The sequence below is a fragment of the Cohnella sp. GCM10020058 genome, from assembly GCF_042683485.1.
In the GTDB taxonomy this organism is placed as follows: Bacteria; Bacillota; Bacilli; order Paenibacillales; family Paenibacillaceae; genus Cohnella.
In genome coordinates, this window is the sequence record NZ_JBHUJV010000007.1 from 243,598 (window position 1) to 258,927 (window position 15,330).

Consider the following 15,330-nt stretch of genomic DNA (forward strand, 5'->3'; position numbering starts at 1 on the left):
CGGTGGCTGGCATGCTTGAAAGCGAAGGACCCTACAGCTTGATCTTGAGGTTAATCAATCCGACCTTGCGGGCGGCCATGTACACGATAACGACGACCGGCCCCAGGAAGACGCCGACAAGGCCGACCAGCTCGAAACCGACGTACAGGCTGATGAGCGCAGGAAGGGCACCGATGCCGACCGCATCCCCCAACACCTTGGGTTCTACGATCCGCCGGACGATAGTGATAACCAGGAACAGCAGAATCAGTCCGATACCGGTGTACGTGTCTCCCGTCAGCATCATATAGGCAGCCCATGGTACCAATACGGACCCCGTGCCGAGGATTGGCAGGATATCGACGACGACGATGAGCAGCGCGATCGCGAGCGGGTAGCCCGTTCCGATGATGAGCAGCCCGACAAACGAGACCACATAAGTCATGAGGCTCAGCACGAACTGGGCGCGCAGGAAGCCGAAGATCGACTTGCGCAAATTTTCCATGACTTGCGCCACCTGGCTTCTGGATTCCTCGGCGAAGATGGAGAGGAACGACGCCATCATCGTCGGCAGGCTCAGGCTGAACAGGTAGACGGCGACGAAAAACACGATCATGACGACGAAAAAGCTCGGGATGCCGGCCGCAAACCCGACGAGCGGCTTGGAGATCGATGTGGCGAGACCCGACAACCAGTCGGTCAGATTGTTCGTCAAGCTCTCGAGCTTGATCGGCAGCTCGTTGTCGCCGCCCACGCCGTTGTACGAGTTGCTCGCCTTTTCAAGCGCATCCTGAATGTAGCTGTTGGCGCTCTTGAGATAGGAAGGCAGATTGCTCCAAAACGAGGTTAGCTCTTCAAAGATCTTGATCCCGATTAATCCCATGAGACCAAGCAGTCCGAGCGTAAACAACGTACTCGTCACCGTAGAAGCTGCGAGCCGGTTCATTTTAAACTTGGTCATGAAAATCTTGGTCAGCGGTTCGAGGAAGATCACGACAATCAAAGCCAGAAGGAACGGCGCCCCTACCGTAAACAGCAGATAAAGAAAGCCAAGTCCCAAAACCATCAGCAATACTGTGCGCAGCGGCATGCATTCACACCTTTCGAGGATCGATACGTCTATCGGCGAATCCGGTATGCGTCAGCTACAGACCGGGAGGCGGGTCCGACCGGTCGTCCGCATCCGATTGTTTATACCGATAGATATGTACGCGCTGGACTCTTAGACGTTCCACTTCGGCGATCTCGAATACGTAGCCCTGCTCGACGATCTTGCGCCCTTCCGAGACGTTGCCGTCGAGACTTTTGAACAGCCAGCCGCCGATCGAATCGACCTCTTCTTCCTCGATCTCGACGCCAAGCAGGTCGTCGACCTCCTCGATCAGCATACGGCCGTCGACCGAATAGACGTCGCCCTGCACCTCGACGGTCGGCGGTTCGTCGTCGAATTCGTCCTGCATCTCCCCGACGATCTCCTCAAGGATCATCTCGGCCGTCAGCATGCCGGCCGTGCCGCCATACTCGTCGATAACGATCGCGAGCTGCGACTTGTGGCGCTGCATCAGCTTGAGTACGCGGCTGATCTCCATCGACTCCGGCACGCTTAAGATCGGACGCAGGTAGGCGCGCAGGTCCTGCTCCTCGTCCGGATCGGCCGTGAGCACGTCCGTGATGTGCACGAATCCGATGATCTGGTCCTTGTCCTCGACGCCGACCGGATATCTCGTATGCTTGACCCGGTACGCGAGCTTCATGTTCTCGTCGAACGGCAGGTTGGCGAACATGCAGTCCATGTCGGTGCGGGGCAGCATGACCTCGCGGGCCACCCTTTCGGAAAACTCGAACACATTGTCGAACAGCGTCATCTCTTCCTTGTCGATGATGCCGCTTTTGGCGCTCTCGTTCATGAGGATGCGGATTTCTTCTTCGGTATGCGCCGCATCGTGCTCGCTGGCCGGCTTGACGCCGATCATGCGCAGCAGCAGGTTCGCCGCGTTGTTAAGCAGCCAGATGACCGGCAGAAACAGCCGGTAGAAGAGCAGCAGCGGGAGCGACAGCCACAGCGATACGCCCTCCGACTTCTGGATCGCGAGCGACTTGGGCGCGAGCTCCCCCAGGACGATATGAAGGAAAGTAATCGCGCTGAACGCAATGATATAAGAGATCGTATGGATCGTCGTCTCGTTGGTCACGCCGTATTGATGAAGCAGCGGGATGACGATCAGATCGGCGATGGCCGGCTCGCCCGTCCAGCCGAGACCGAGCGAAGCGAGCGTGATGCCGAGCTGCGTAGCCGACAGGTAGACGTCCAGCTTGCGGTTGACCTTAAGCGCGTACTTCGCCCTGACATTGCCCTCGTTCGTCAGCTGCGTAAGCCGCGATTGGCGCACTTTGACGAGCGCGAATTCGGCGGCTACGAAAAATCCGTTCAGCAGCACGAGAAAAAGAACGAGTACGGCGTGCCAGGCGATCGAGCCCCATAACAATTCCGTGTTCAAGCAGCTTCAGCTTCCTTTCGTAAGGCGCGGTAACTGCAGGTCCTTCGCGCTCGGCGCCTGCATGTGCGGCGGCTCGTCTAGACGATCGCGCTGCGGCGGGTAAAGTCGACATCCTTGTAATACATGTCGGTTACCAGCAGATTCGGACCGCAGCAGCCCGCAGCAGGGCAATGGCAGTTGAGGCCGCGCTGCATCGGGTGCGCCTGCCAGCGGTCGAATACGTCGTCGAGGCGCTCGTTCTTGACGTTGCCGAACGGCGGGACGGCCGCGAAGTCGGTCACGTAGACGTCCCCGCTGAACAGGTTGACGTTGACGCGGTTGCGGCCGTCCGGATCGTTGCGGACGGTCACGTTCGGCTCGGCGGCAAGCCTGCTCAGCAAGCGACGCTCGAGCGGGTCGTCGCCGCATGCGTAAAAAGGCAGCGTGCCGAACAGCATCCACATGTCGCGTTGCCGGACGTCGAGCAGATCCTCGACGGCTTCGCGCATTTGCCGCTTCGTGATGACGGGCAGCCCGGAGGCAAAGGAGCTTGGATACATCGGATGCACCTCGTGCCTGCTGCAGCCCATCTCGCCTACGAGGCGGTGGATTTCCTTCATCTTGTCATGCGTCCGATAGTTGATCATCGACTCCGCCGAGACGAACAGACCGCCGTCGGCCAGCCTTCTGGCATTTTCCATCATGCGATCGTACATGCGTCCGGCGGCGCCGAGGCCGACCTCCCGTCCGGTGCGCGCAAAGCCTATGCGGTGGAAGTCCTCCGCCTCCGTGTAATTGAAGGAAATATGCATGACGTCCAAGTGAGGCGCGATCAGCTCGTACCGGCCGTAATCCAGCGTCACGTTCGAATTGAGCTGCGTGCGGATGCCGCGCGACCGCGCATACTTGAGCAGCGGGATCAAAATATGGTTGACAGTGTTCATGCTGAACGTGGGCTCTCCGCCGGTAAGGCTGATCGTCTCCAGATGCTCGACCTCGTCCAGCCTGCGGAGCATCAGGTCGATCGGAAGCGCCTCGGCTTCGGTCATCGTCAGGCTGTCGCCGACGGCGCAATGCTCGCATCGCATATTGCATAAATGAGTAACGGTAAATTCAACGCTCGTGAGCGCGTGCTTGCCGTACGCCTGCAGCGAACGGATCGGATCCCACGGATCGTACGCAGGCGACAGCGGCGTGAGATCGGCCGGCGGCGCGAAAGGGGCGCCCGTCCCGGCTTGTGCGGAGCCAATCATCGGTCATACTCCCTGTCTTGTCTAATGTAATGCTATTGTACCGGGTAAGCGCCGGATAACGCAAACGAAAGCCCTCGGAGACATGCCACTCTGAGGGCTCGAATGCGTGCTATGCTTCGCTTAAGGCGGGACCGTTGGTCACGACGCGGGAGATCATGACGGACAGATGCTTGGACAAGTCCATATCGAACGGAGACTTCAGCTCCTCGCCGCCCTCGTTCGTCAGGATTCGCACGATCGGACGATGCAGCGTCAGCGTGTTCACGTCCACGATAACGCCGCTCTGTCCGCTTGACAGCTCTACGGTCATGCCGACCGGGTAGATGGCGACTTTGTCTCGAAAATGGCGGAGCATCTCCGTATCGTACAGCGATTCGCTGCCCGCATACAAGAGCTCGACCGCCTGATGAGGCAGCATGGCGTTGCGGTAAATCCGGTGGCTCGTCATCGCATCGTACGAGTCGACGATGCCGATCCACTTGGCGTAATCGTGGATCTCGCTGCCTCGAATGCCGCGCGGATATCCCGATCCGTCCAGACGTTCGTGGTGCTGGAAGGCGCAATGTGCGACGATCAGCGGCAGGTTGGGCTCGTCCTTGAGCAATTGGTAGCCGCGCTCGGTGTGACGCTTCATCTCCTCGAACTCCTGCTTGGACAGCGCCCCGGGCTTCAGCAGCACGTCCAGCGGAATCCGGGACTTGCCCACGTCGTGCAGCAACGAGCCGAGTCCGAGCGTCATCAGCTCGTCCCTGCTGTAGCCGCGGGCGATGCCGAGCAGCGACGTGTACACGCAGACGTTGAGCGAATGAAGATACAGATAGTGGTCCACGCTCTGCAGGTTCAGCAGCATGATCATGGCGTCGCGGTTGCTGTACAGATCGTCCAGGATCGTCGACATCGTTTCGCGAACGGCTTTGCCGACGTAGGGATAGATCCCCCGCCGGGAGCTGTCGGCCATCTCTCGGAACACGTTTTTGACGGTTTTCAGCGCCCGCCGCTGCGTCTCCTCGCTGATGAGCTCCGGAATCTCGATGCCTTCGGTCTTCGGATCCGAAATATAGATGTAATGAATGCCCATACTGCTCAGGCGATTCAACAGTCCCTGGGTCAACTCGACTCCTTCAGCCAGCAGCACGATGCCATCTTCGGAGAAAATCTTTTTACCAAGCCTCATTCCGGGGAGGCAAGCTGTAACTGGCATCAAGCGCATAATTCTTTAACTCCCCCCTTGGTGGTGCTTTTCCGCAGACAAAGGCTCTGGCTATATCATCGGAATCCTCTTATGATAATGTAAGAGATTTGACGCCCATTGACAAGATATTCCTTCCTAAAAGTCGACACTATTCGCCAAAAATCCTTAAGAAACCCACAAAAATACGTCCACCTGCTCGTCAATGATGACAAACCGGCGGACGCTTGCATCATGCGGCGAAGGCGCGATGTCGGTTATAGCGCCGCGGCAGTCGCGCTCTCCGTCCAGCGGCGCCGGACACAATCGGCGACGGCCCGCTCGTCGCCCAGCGCCTCGGCGAGCAGGTCGCGGATGAACTCGGGCAGAAAATAACGTACGACGCGGCCCTGCTTCAAACCGACATAGCCGATACCAAATGTGAACATGTCGAGCGTACCGACTGTATAGACTCGCGTCTCGTCCAAGGATTCACCGTTGATGATGACGCTTCGGACCCGTTCGTAAGGCGGCGCGGCAGGATCGAAGACCACCTCGGCGCCGTCCGTGCACAAGCGGCCCAGCACCTTGCCCCGGAACCCGAAGCCGTGAAACTCCAAACCGATAAACTCTGGCAGCAAGCTCTCCTCGAATGCCTGCTTCAGCTGCTCGCCGGTCAACTCGATCAGGCAAGGATTGATCGGCGACGGACATACGGCATGGATCCGCTCGCGGGTCACCTGCCCGGCCGGGAGTCCGTCCAAAATCTGTCCTGCATTGGTCAGCCCGATCTCCGCGCCGGTCTTGCGGCGCAGTGCCCCCGCAAGCAGCGTCCCGAGCGGGCTCTCGGCATCCGCATCGCCGGCGAGCGGCATGGCCAGCTGCGCCACGGGCGCAGCCATCGCCAGCTTGGCCTTCTGAAGCGCGGCGGCGACGATCTCCGTCGTCTCCGGATCTTGCTGCCGCCCTTCTGTCGGGACGGTTCGCCCCTCGATGGCAAGCCCCTGTCCATGGGGGCCGCGCTCGATCCCGACCGTGCCGACATAGCGGCCGAACTTGCCGGCAGCGCAGACGACCGTGCCCTCGATTCGCAGCGGCACCTCCAGCAAATGGTGCGTATGCGCGCCCAGGATCACGTCGATGCCCGGCACCGCGGCCGCCATCCGTTCGTCCTGGCGGAGTCCCAGATGCGAGATCGCCACCACGACATCGCAGGCAGCCCGCAGCTCGGCGACGCAAGCCGCCGCTTCCTCCAGCGGATCGGACACTTCCCAGCCGAGGAGCTCGTAAAAATCGTGAAACTGAACCGTAAGCCCGAACAGGCCGACGGTCAGGCCGGCCCGCTGAAGCGTCAGCGTCCGGCGCATCCAAGCGGGAGGGCATCCGGTCGCGGCGAGCTTGAGATTCGCGCAGACGACGGAAAACGGGGCGTCCTCGTACAGCCGGTTCAATTGCTCGGGCGTATAGGTCAATCCCTCGTTGTTGCCGAACGTCACCGCGTCATAGCCGAACCGCGTCAGCAGCTCCCGGTTCACGGCGGCATCGGTGCCCTCCGTTTCAATCCGCACGCGGTCCAGATGGTCGCCGCAATCGATGAGCAGCAGCCGATCCGCAGGCACGGATCTGCGAACTTCCTTTATATAATCGGCCGCCCTGGCGGCCTCCTCGAAATGACTGTGGATATCGTTGGTATGAAGCAGAATCAGCTTGCCGCTTTGCACCAAATTTTCGCCCCCTACCCGCCGATTTGAGACATTCTGCGCCCCGTGGGCACGTGCGACTGGGCGTCTCCCGCCAGCAACGCCGCCATCTCGTGGTTCTCCGGCTTGATGCGCATCGCCTTCATGAACAGCTCGCGCATCGCCTGCGCAGACCCGAGCGCCGGCCGGACGCTCAGCTCATCCACCCAGTACAGGCAAGGCTTAAGATCGCCTTCCGCCGTCAGGCGGAGCCGGTTGCAATTGGCGCAGAAATGATTGCTGACCGGATGGATGAGGCCGAACGACCCCTCCCCGCCCAGGATCCGGTAGTTCTCGGACGGACCGTTTCCCGCAGGACCTTCCGGCAGCGGTTCGTAAGCCAGTCCGAGGCGATCGGCCTCCTCGGCGACACGCGAGAGCGGCAGATAGTGATCGCGCCAGCCGGCGTCGTCGTGTCCGATCGGCATATATTCAATAAAGCGGACGTGAAGCGGCTTCTCGGCGCTGAGGCGCAGGAATCTACCGATCTCGTCCTCGTTCACGCCTTTGAGCAGCACGCAGTTGAGCTTGATCGGCCCGAGTCCGGCCTCCGCCGCGGCCTCGATGCCTTCCAGCACTTTGTCCAGCCTGCCCCTGCGTGCGATAAAGCGGAAGCGCGCGCTGTCAAGCGTATCCAGACTGATGTTGACGCGATCGAGTCCCGCGCGCTTAAGCTCGGCTGCCTGCGGCCCGAGCAGCAGCCCGTTCGTCGTAAGGGAAATCTCCTCGATGCCTTGAATCGACTTGAGCGTCGCGATTAACCCTGCGATGCCCGGCCGGACGAGCGGCTCGCCCCCCGTAATCCGAAGCTTGGATATTCCGAATCCCGCGGCGGTCTCCACCACCTCGGCGATCTGATCGTAAGTCAGAAGGCTATCCCGGTCCATGAACGCCATGCCCTCTTCGGGCATGCAATACAGGCAGCGCAGGTTGCAGCGGTCCGTGACGGAGATGCGCAGGTACGTATGTTTGCGGTCGTATCGATCCTTCAGTTCCGTCATGGCGAAGCCCTCCTTCAGGAAGCCCGAATCGTCCTCCTGTAATGCTAGCTAACATGGGTATAGCATAACATTTTCGGAGTCATTATGGTATGCTTGGACAAGGCAACCCCCTGGTGAATCGTATGGAAGGCAGGGCAAATTCATGACGACATACAGTTGGAAAATATATTTATTCGCCGGACTTGCGGAGCGCCTCGGTACGCGCCTGCTCGAGAAGGAATTTACGGAGGACCGGCTTGCTGCGGGCGAGCTGAAGCGCCGGCTTGCGGCCGCGCATCCGGAGCAAGCCGACCTGATCGAGGTGTCGTTCGTGGCCCGCAATCAATCGTTCTCGCCGGACGAAGCGGAGATCGGATGCGGCGACGAGCTCGCGCTGCTGCCGCCCGTGTCCGGCGGTTCCGGGCTGGACGAAGGGACCGGAGCCGCCTCCGTATCCGCTGCTCCCTTTGCAATATCGTCAGCGGCGCTATCGGCTTCGGACGTCCTCTCGCTCGTACACCACCCCGATCACGGCGCGGCGCTCCTGTTCGCGGGGACGACGCGGGGGCTTACGGGAGACCAACGCACGGTCACGCTCGATTACGAAGCGTACGAGCCGATGGCGCTCGCTGCGCTGCGGCAGATCGGCGACGAGATCGGCGAGCGCTGGCCGGGTACGCTGTGCGCGATCCACCACCGTATCGGACCGGTCGGCATCGGCGAGACCAGCGTGCTCATCGCCGTCTCCTCTCCCCACCGCGCGGCCGCGTACGAGGCAAGCCGGTATGCGATCGAGCGGCTTAAGCAGACGGTCCCGATCTGGAAGCGCGAGGTTTACGAGGACGGCTCCGAATGGAAGGGACATCAGACCGGCCCTTGGGACCCGCTGGCGCCTCCGGCAGGTGAGCGGCCGTGACCGATTTGTTAACCCAAGCCGCGGAGGACGGCGGCGCACGAAGCGCGGACCGCTATGCGCGCCAGATCCGCTTCTCCCCGTTCGGCGCCGAAGGACAGTCGCGCCTGTCGGCCAAGACCGCCGCGATCGTCGGCGTCGGCGCGCTCGGCTGCGTCTCGGCCAACCATCTGGCCCGTGCCGGCATCGGCCGCCTCATCCTGATCGACCGCGACGTCGTCGAGCCGACCAATCTGCAGCGGCAGCTGCTCTACGACGAGTCGGACGCCGACCGCGGGACGCCCAAGGCAGTCGCAGCCGCGCGCAGACTGTCCGCGATCAACGGCAGCGTCTCCTACAAGCCTTACGCGGTCGATCTCAACGCGGGCAATGTCGAGACGCTGCTGGCGGACGCCGATCTGGTCGTCGACGGCACGGACAGCTTCGGCGTCCGGTACCTGCTTAACGAGTGGAGCGTGAAGCACGGCAAGCCTTGGATCTACGGCGCGGCCGTCGGCGCCTCCGGCATGACAATGACGGTTCGCCCTGGCACGGGCGGACCTTGCCTGCGCTGCATCTTCCCGAAGCCGCCGCGCGGCGGCGCGCTCGATACCTGCGAGACGGCCGGCGTGCTGGGCCCGATCATTGACCTCATTGCCTCCGTCCAGTCGATGGAAGCGATCAAGCTGCTCGCCGGACGCGAAGAAGCGCTGCACGGCGCGCTGCTCCAGACGGACCTCTGGCATACCGGCTGGCAGCAGCTCGGGATTGCTGGCGCCCGAAGGTCCGACTGCCCGGTATGCGGAGGCGAGCGCCAGTTCGAATGGCTTGACGGCGACGTCTCCGAGCCGCTGACCGCCTCGCTCTGCGGCCGTCGGACGGTCCAGGTATCGCCCGCGTCCCGGGATGCCTCGCTCGATCTGCCGCTGCTTGCTTCCAGATGGGCGCCGCTCGGGCGCATCGAGCTGAGCGACTACTTGCTTCGACTCAAGCGGGCCGACGGCATCGCCTTCGCACTCTTCCCCGACGGCCGCGCGCTCGTATCCGGCACGGACGACCCGATTCAAGCCAGACGACTATATTCCGAGTTAATCGGCGAATAGTCCTACTCCTTTTCGACAAAAATCGATTGCAAGCATTCTTTATACTTGGTAACATATGGTTTGAAAGCGGTTATCCGACGTTGATGCCGCAGAAGACCATACGGCGAGGTGTGCGATGCGAATTCATATTACCGATTTGCAAGCTGGCGATCAAATCTCGCAAGATATCTTTAACGCTTACGGCCTGCACGTTCTGTCCAGCGGCGCGATCTTGAACGAGTCCGACTTGTCCCGGCTTTACCAGCACCGAATCGATTACGTGGACATCGAGACGCGCGTCTCCCCTTCGTTCGAAGCATCGGAGACCGCCGCCGACCTGTTCCCGCCCGAGCTTCATTACAAGTTCGAGGATGCCGTCGCGGGCTGCGAGCTGCTGTTCAAGCAAGCGCTCATGGAGGGGAAAATCTCCGAGGAGGACGCCAAGGAGAGCTTCCAGCCGCTTGTCCAGCATTTTCAGGAGGAACGGGACGTCGTATCGCTCATGCTGAGCATGCACACGCAGGACGAATATACGTACCAGCACTCGGTCCAGGTCGGCATGCTCTCGTTCTACATGGCCAAATGGCTGGAATGGAGCGAAGAGGACCAGATCCGTGCCGGCATGGCGGGCTTCCTGCACGATATCGGCAAATGCCGAGTACCGGAGGAAATTTTGAATAAAAGCGGTCGCCTGACCGACACAGAGTTTGAGGAGATTAAAAAGCATTCGCTGCACAGCTACCAGATCCTGACGGATTCCTGTTCGGACGAAGGGATCGCCGTCGCCGCGCTCCAGCATCACGAGAGACGCGACGGCACGGGATACCCCGAGCGGCTCCATGACCAGGCGATTGAACCGATGTCCAGAGTTATCGCGATCGCGGACATTTACAGCGCCATGAGCTCGGACCGCGTCTATCAGGAGAAGCGGGACTTGCTCTGCGTGCTCAAGGAGTTATACCGGCTAAGCTTCAACGAACTGGACGCGGAGATGACGCTGACTTTCATTAACCGGATGATCCCCAACTTCATCGGCAAGCGCGCGCAGTTGTCCGACGGACGCTGGGGAACGATCATCATGACACATCCCACGGATCCGTTCCGTCCGCTCATTCACGTCGACGACACGTTTATCGACCTGGCTGTCGAGCACAACCTGGAGATCGACCGGATCTCGACATGAATAAGACTAGCCCCGGTCTTTAGCGGCCGGCGCTTTTTTCATAAATACAAAAAATAATAAAATACAGCTTGCATTCCTTCCTGACTCGGACGGGGCGAATTATGGACAGGTAAGCATGTTCTCTTTGCGTGCCGGAGCTTCGCCGATGTTTGGCAGGTTGAAACAACTGCATTTGTACATGTATTTTCTGCCGATCAACGGCGCTTGATAAAAATCCTGCAAATGTGCAGGTATATTCAAAGCACGAGCCGGATATCGGTCTGATGGTGGAAAATAAATGCATTCTTGCATCTTTTCCGCTCAAATGTGTAGACGTCGACGAAATAAGATGTATATTTGCAGGAATTAACGTCGATGGAACGAAACGGGCGGCGACAAGCAATGACCGTCCAACGACAAGTCAACCGATTTAAGCGGCTGCCGGATGAGTCATCGCTAGCTGATTCGCACGACTCAAGTTTCGGAAATCTGCCTCACCTTAAAGGGACCGTCAGGGCGATCATCGATCCCCCTGGCGGTTTTTTCATGCGCCTGCCCGGTACTTTCGTCCCTAGAGCAGCCGCTTGGCGTACAGGAACGTATCCTGCCAATACGCCTTGTCGATATCCGTAATCTGAACCCCGTCTTCCGGCTTCGGGCTTGAGTGCAGCATTTTGCCGCCGCCCATGTAGATGCCTACGTGACCGACCGTATTGTCCGTCTTAAAGCGGCCGGGTACGTAAAAAAACATCAAATCTCCGGGCTGCAGCTCATTTCTCGACACCGAGGTTCCGCGCTGGGCTTGTTCCCTGGCCGTACGCGGCAGCAGAATGCCTTTATCCGCGAACAGGTACTGGACGAACGACGAACAGTCGAACAGCCCTGTCTTTTCGTAATCGCCGGCGCCGAAGTCATATTTGACCCCGAGAAATTTTTGCCCGTGCGCAATGATATCGGCAGCATCGCTTGAAGCGGATGCGACTCGCAGCTTTCCGCCGTTTGCGCCGCCGGGAACCGCGTCGACAAAAGGCATTCCTCCGTGGCCCGCGTTATGGCCGAAGGCTCTGGGGAGCAGAGAAATCGTATCTTTATTCGTCCGCATGGCGAGCTCGTTTCCGAACAATGCGGACAGACCCGATGCCGGCACGTACAAGCTGTTATTTTCCTTCACCGCAGGCGCCGGCAGCCTGCTCACCTTGCCGTCAGCCTGTACTTGGCTGTCACCCGTCCGAAATTTCCATCTCGGGTCATGATCGCCAACGCCGTAGCTGCCGTCATCCAGCCATTTTCCGGTATACCCCGCCGCCTTCGCCACGTCCGCAAGCGACACATAACCCGTACGGTGAATGCTATGAAGCTTGATGACGCTGCTCTCTGCCTTCTCGTCTGCTTTCGTTTGCTCCGTCGACTTCACCCTTACCGGCGCATATCGCTGGCTGAGATCGGCCGTATCGCCCGGGTTGTCCGTGCATCCGGCGCCCGCCAGCAGTACAGCCGCAGCGATCCCCGCGCAGGTCGCCCTTGCGAACATACGATTACGCATGCTTAACCATCCCCCCGAAGCATCCTTGTGGATTTTCTGTCGTTAGGATGGTTAAACGCCGACGGATTTATGCCGTTTCGCAGATCCGCGCCTGCGGATAAAAAGCCTTAGACGGCGTGTTAGACTGATTTAAACGATGTTTTTGCGATGCAGTACGGTAAGCAGCCGGTAGAAGTCGTAACTGCCCCCTCGCGGCGTGTCGATCAGCTTCGCATCAACCGCGGCTTGCACGGCTGCTGCGGCCCATGCGGGCGGCTCGGCGATGACCTGCCGGTTTTCCACCAAGGCGAGCCGGTCGGAGAGCGATTTGATCTGCGCCACCTGCTCATTCGCCCGTGTTTGAAGCAGCTCGAACTGTTCCCGCTCCTCCTTTGTCATCGGCACGTCCTCCTCCCCGTCGAAGTCGTCATATTTCGCCAGTTTATACGTCTTAATAAGCTGAGTAATCTTGTTGCTATAAGCCGGATCCGTCGCATACCCGCTGAGCTGAAGCGCCTCCGCTTGCTCTGAAGCCGTCTTGGCGGCGCGAACGCGGGCATACCGAGCATTGCCGAGCAATAAATCCTGGTCCTTGTAGAAGGCATATACGCTGTCATACGAACGCCATGTCTCCAGGACCTGTACGCGCTTGCCGTTCAAAAATTCCCAAGTCGGCGTCGTATATGTCTCCCCGTGCCACCACTGGTTAGGCGTTCCCCCGGCTGCCTTGATACCGCCTAGATTATAGTGCTCGTCGATCTTGCCGCCCGTCTCCAGCAAGTTCTGAGCCAGTCTAACGCTTGGGAAAAGCGGCGAGCCCTCCAGTCGCGCCTGATGCGCTTGCGGCCCAAGAAGGCCAAAAAACGTCTGCCTGTCCAAATTAACACCTCCCTCGGCTTATGCATCATATTCAAGCTTTGGCACTACCATCGCGGCACTTATGAATTCCGGGCTGTATCAACATGAGTTCAACCCGCTTGCTGCACGAAAAAAACCGTCACGGCAAGATCAAGAAGCTCACCCTGGCGGTCCTTTATGGTTTGTCTGCTTTCTAAACTAGATTCGCGCGGAACCCTGAATGTTCGGTTCATACGACAGCCTTTCCGGTGGATGCGCGGATTGTCGTTCGTTGTTGTCGTTCGTTGATCATCGTTCGTTGATCATCGTTCGTTAATTGTCGTTCGTGATTGTCGTTCGTTTGATCATCGTTCGTTGACTGTCGTTAGTCGATCGGTGATCGTCGCCCGCGTCGGTCGTTGATCATTTCCGCATAGGTCAATCGCCGTAATGCCTGCAAATATACATCTTTTGATGCCGATATCTGCTCATTTAAGCAGAAAAGCTGCAAAAATGCATCAATTTCCCTCCACATGACCTATTTTCGGCTTGAGCCTTAATTTACCTGCACATTTGCATGTATTTCATCAAGTGTCGCAAGTGAGCAGAAAATACATGTATAAATGCAGGTTTTCTACACGGCAAAACAACATGAAAAGCTCCGACATGCCGAAAGCGCGTTTACCTGGCCACAATATGCCATATCCTGAGTCAGAGTCAAAAAGGAAAGCACGGCGAACTTCGCTTGATAAAAAAAGAATCCGTAGAAATTTCTACGGATTCCAGGCTTAAACATTATTGGCTCGGGCCGATCCCGAGACGGATTGCAGCGATTAGCCGATACTGCCTTCCATTTCGAACTTGATGAGTCGATTCATCTCGACCGCATACTCCATCGGCAGCTCCTTGGTGAACGGCTCGATGAAGCCCATGACGATCATCTGCGTCGCTTCGGCTTCGGACAGGCCGCGGCTCATCAGGTAGAAGAGCTGGTCTTCGGATACCTTGGAGACGGTCGCCTCATGCTCGAGCGTAACGTTGTCGTTAAAGATCTCGTTGTACGGGATCGTGTCGCTCGTCGACTGGTTGTCGAGGATCAGCGTATCGCACTTGATGTTCGCCTTGGCGCCTTCGGCGTTGCGGCCAAAGGATGCGAGTCCGCGGTACGTGACTTTGCCGCCGTGCTTGGAGATCGACTTGGAGACGATCGTGGACGTCGTGTCCGGCGCCAGGTGGATCATCTTCGCGCCTGCGTCCTGGTGCTGGCCCTTGCCGGCGACAGCGATGGAGAGCACCATGCCGCGCGCGCCCCGGCCCTTAAGGATGACGGCCGGGTACTTCATCGTCAGCTTGGAGCCGATGTTGCCGTCGACCCACTCCATCGTCGCGTTCTCTTCGGCGACGGCGCGCTTGGTGACGAGGTTGTAGATGTTGGGCGCCCAGTTCTGGATCGTCGTATAGCGGACGCGCGCGTCCTTCTTGACGATAATCTCGACGACGGCGCTATGCAGGGAGTTCGTGCTGTACACGGGCGCCGTGCAGCCTTCGACGTAGTGAACGAAGCTGCCTTCGTCCGCGATGATGAGCGTGCGCTCGAACTGGCCCATGTTTTCCGAGTTGATGCGGAAGTAGGCTTGCAGCGGGATCTCGCACTTGACGCCCTTCGGCACGTAGATAAAGCTGCCGCCGGACCATACGGCGCTGTTCAGCGCGGCGAACTTGTTGTCCGCTGCCGGCACGACGGTGGCGAAGTATTCTTTTAAAATCTCCGGATGCTCGCGCAGGGCCGTGTCCGTGTCGGTGAAAATGACGCCCTGGGCTTCGAGATCCGCCTGCATCGAGTGGTAGACGACTTCGGACTCATATTGGGCCGAGACGCCCGCAAGGAACTTCTGTTCAGCTTCGGGGATGCCAAGCTTATCGAAGGTCGCCTTGATTTCCTCCGGCACTTCCTCCCACGTCTTGCCTTGCCTTTCCGACGGCTTGACGTAGTACTGGATGTCTTCGAAATCCAGTCCGTCCATGTCGCCGCCCCAAGTCGGCATTGCCATTTTGTAGAACTGCTCCAGCGACTTCAGCCGAAATTTCAGCATCCATTCCGGCTCGCCCTTCATCTCCGAGATCGTACGGACGATCTCGGGAGTCAGGCCTTTGCCGGATTGAAATACGGCCTTGTGCTCGTCGCGGAAACCGTATTGGTACTCTTCCATATCGGGCATTTGCTTCGCCATGACGATTG

General features: G+C 59.0%; 12 protein-coding genes. 3 read left to right on the forward strand and 9 right to left on the reverse strand.

Annotation, left to right across the window (positions count from 1 at the left end):
* Nucleotides 1–31: 31 nt before the first annotated feature.
* The 6 genes from ytvI to moaA form a co-directional block, all read right to left on the reverse strand.
* Nucleotides 32–1,069 carry a sporulation integral membrane protein YtvI gene (ytvI, locus tag ACFSR7_RS11360; RefSeq protein WP_378161520.1) on the reverse strand — a complete coding sequence of 346 codons (1,038 nt, stop codon included), beginning with the start codon at nt 1,067–1,069 and terminating at the stop codon, nt 32–34.
* A gap of 55 nt (nt 1,070–1,124) precedes the next feature.
* On the reverse strand, nt 1,125–2,477 hold the full coding sequence (locus ACFSR7_RS11365; protein ID WP_378161522.1) for a hemolysin family protein: 1,353 nt from the start codon (nt 2,475–2,477) through the stop codon (nt 1,125–1,127).
* 77 nt (nt 2,478–2,554) lie between these two features.
* Nucleotides 2,555–3,709: a radical SAM/CxCxxxxC motif protein YfkAB gene (yfkAB, locus tag ACFSR7_RS11370; protein ID WP_378161524.1), complete on the reverse strand. Its 1,155-nt coding sequence runs from the start codon at nt 3,707–3,709 to the stop codon at nt 2,555–2,557.
* A gap of 109 nt (nt 3,710–3,818) precedes the next feature.
* Nucleotides 3,819–4,919, reverse strand: coding sequence for an HD-GYP domain-containing protein (locus tag ACFSR7_RS11375; RefSeq protein WP_378161526.1), 1,101 nt, complete (start codon nt 4,917–4,919; stop codon nt 3,819–3,821).
* Between the two features lie 236 nt (nt 4,920–5,155).
* The gene (locus ACFSR7_RS11380; RefSeq protein WP_378161527.1) at nt 5,156–6,598 is read right to left on the reverse strand and encodes a bifunctional metallophosphatase/5'-nucleotidase; all 1,443 of its coding nucleotides are present in this window, start codon (nt 6,596–6,598) and stop codon (nt 5,156–5,158) included.
* A 14-nt stretch (nt 6,599–6,612) separates the two neighbouring features.
* On the reverse strand, nt 6,613–7,617 hold the full coding sequence (gene moaA, locus ACFSR7_RS11385; RefSeq protein ID WP_378161529.1) for a GTP 3',8-cyclase MoaA: 1,005 nt from the start codon (nt 7,615–7,617) through the stop codon (nt 6,613–6,615).
* A 142-nt stretch (nt 7,618–7,759) separates the two neighbouring features.
* Here moaA and ACFSR7_RS11390 point away from each other — a divergent pair, with 142 nt between their 5' ends.
* The 3 genes from ACFSR7_RS11390 (at nt 7,760) to ACFSR7_RS11400 (ending at nt 10,753) form a co-directional block, all read left to right on the forward strand.
* Nucleotides 7,760–8,512: a molybdenum cofactor biosynthesis protein gene (locus tag ACFSR7_RS11390; protein WP_378161531.1), complete on the forward strand. Its 753-nt coding sequence runs from the start codon at nt 7,760–7,762 to the stop codon at nt 8,510–8,512.
* Entirely contained in the window at nt 8,509–9,591 is a 1,083-nt protein-coding gene (locus ACFSR7_RS11395; RefSeq protein ID WP_378161533.1) for a ThiF family adenylyltransferase, read from the forward strand. Before ACFSR7_RS11390 ends, ACFSR7_RS11395 begins: the two co-directional genes overlap by 4 nt.
* Nucleotides 9,592–9,706: 115 nt before the next feature.
* A complete protein-coding gene (locus ACFSR7_RS11400; protein ID WP_378161535.1) occupies nt 9,707–10,753 on the forward strand; it encodes an HD-GYP domain-containing protein in 1,047 nt (348 codons plus the stop codon).
* Between the two features lie 550 nt (nt 10,754–11,303).
* Here the strand turns inward: ACFSR7_RS11400 and ACFSR7_RS11405 are convergent.
* The 3 genes from ACFSR7_RS11405 to sufB all read right to left on the reverse strand — a co-directional run bounded on the left by ACFSR7_RS11405 (nt 11,304) and on the right by sufB (nt 15,322).
* Nucleotides 11,304–12,275, reverse strand: coding sequence for a C40 family peptidase (locus tag ACFSR7_RS11405; protein ID WP_378161537.1), 972 nt, complete (start codon nt 12,273–12,275; stop codon nt 11,304–11,306).
* Between the two features lie 129 nt (nt 12,276–12,404).
* Nucleotides 12,405–13,133 (reverse strand): glycoside hydrolase family 73 protein, encoded by a 729-nt coding sequence (locus ACFSR7_RS11410; RefSeq protein ID WP_378161539.1) that lies wholly within the window; start codon nt 13,131–13,133, stop codon nt 12,405–12,407.
* A gap of 791 nt (nt 13,134–13,924) precedes the next feature.
* Nucleotides 13,925–15,322, reverse strand: coding sequence for a Fe-S cluster assembly protein SufB (gene sufB / locus ACFSR7_RS11415; RefSeq protein ID WP_378161541.1), 1,398 nt, complete (start codon nt 15,320–15,322; stop codon nt 13,925–13,927).
* Nucleotides 15,323–15,330 lie beyond the last annotated feature (8 nt).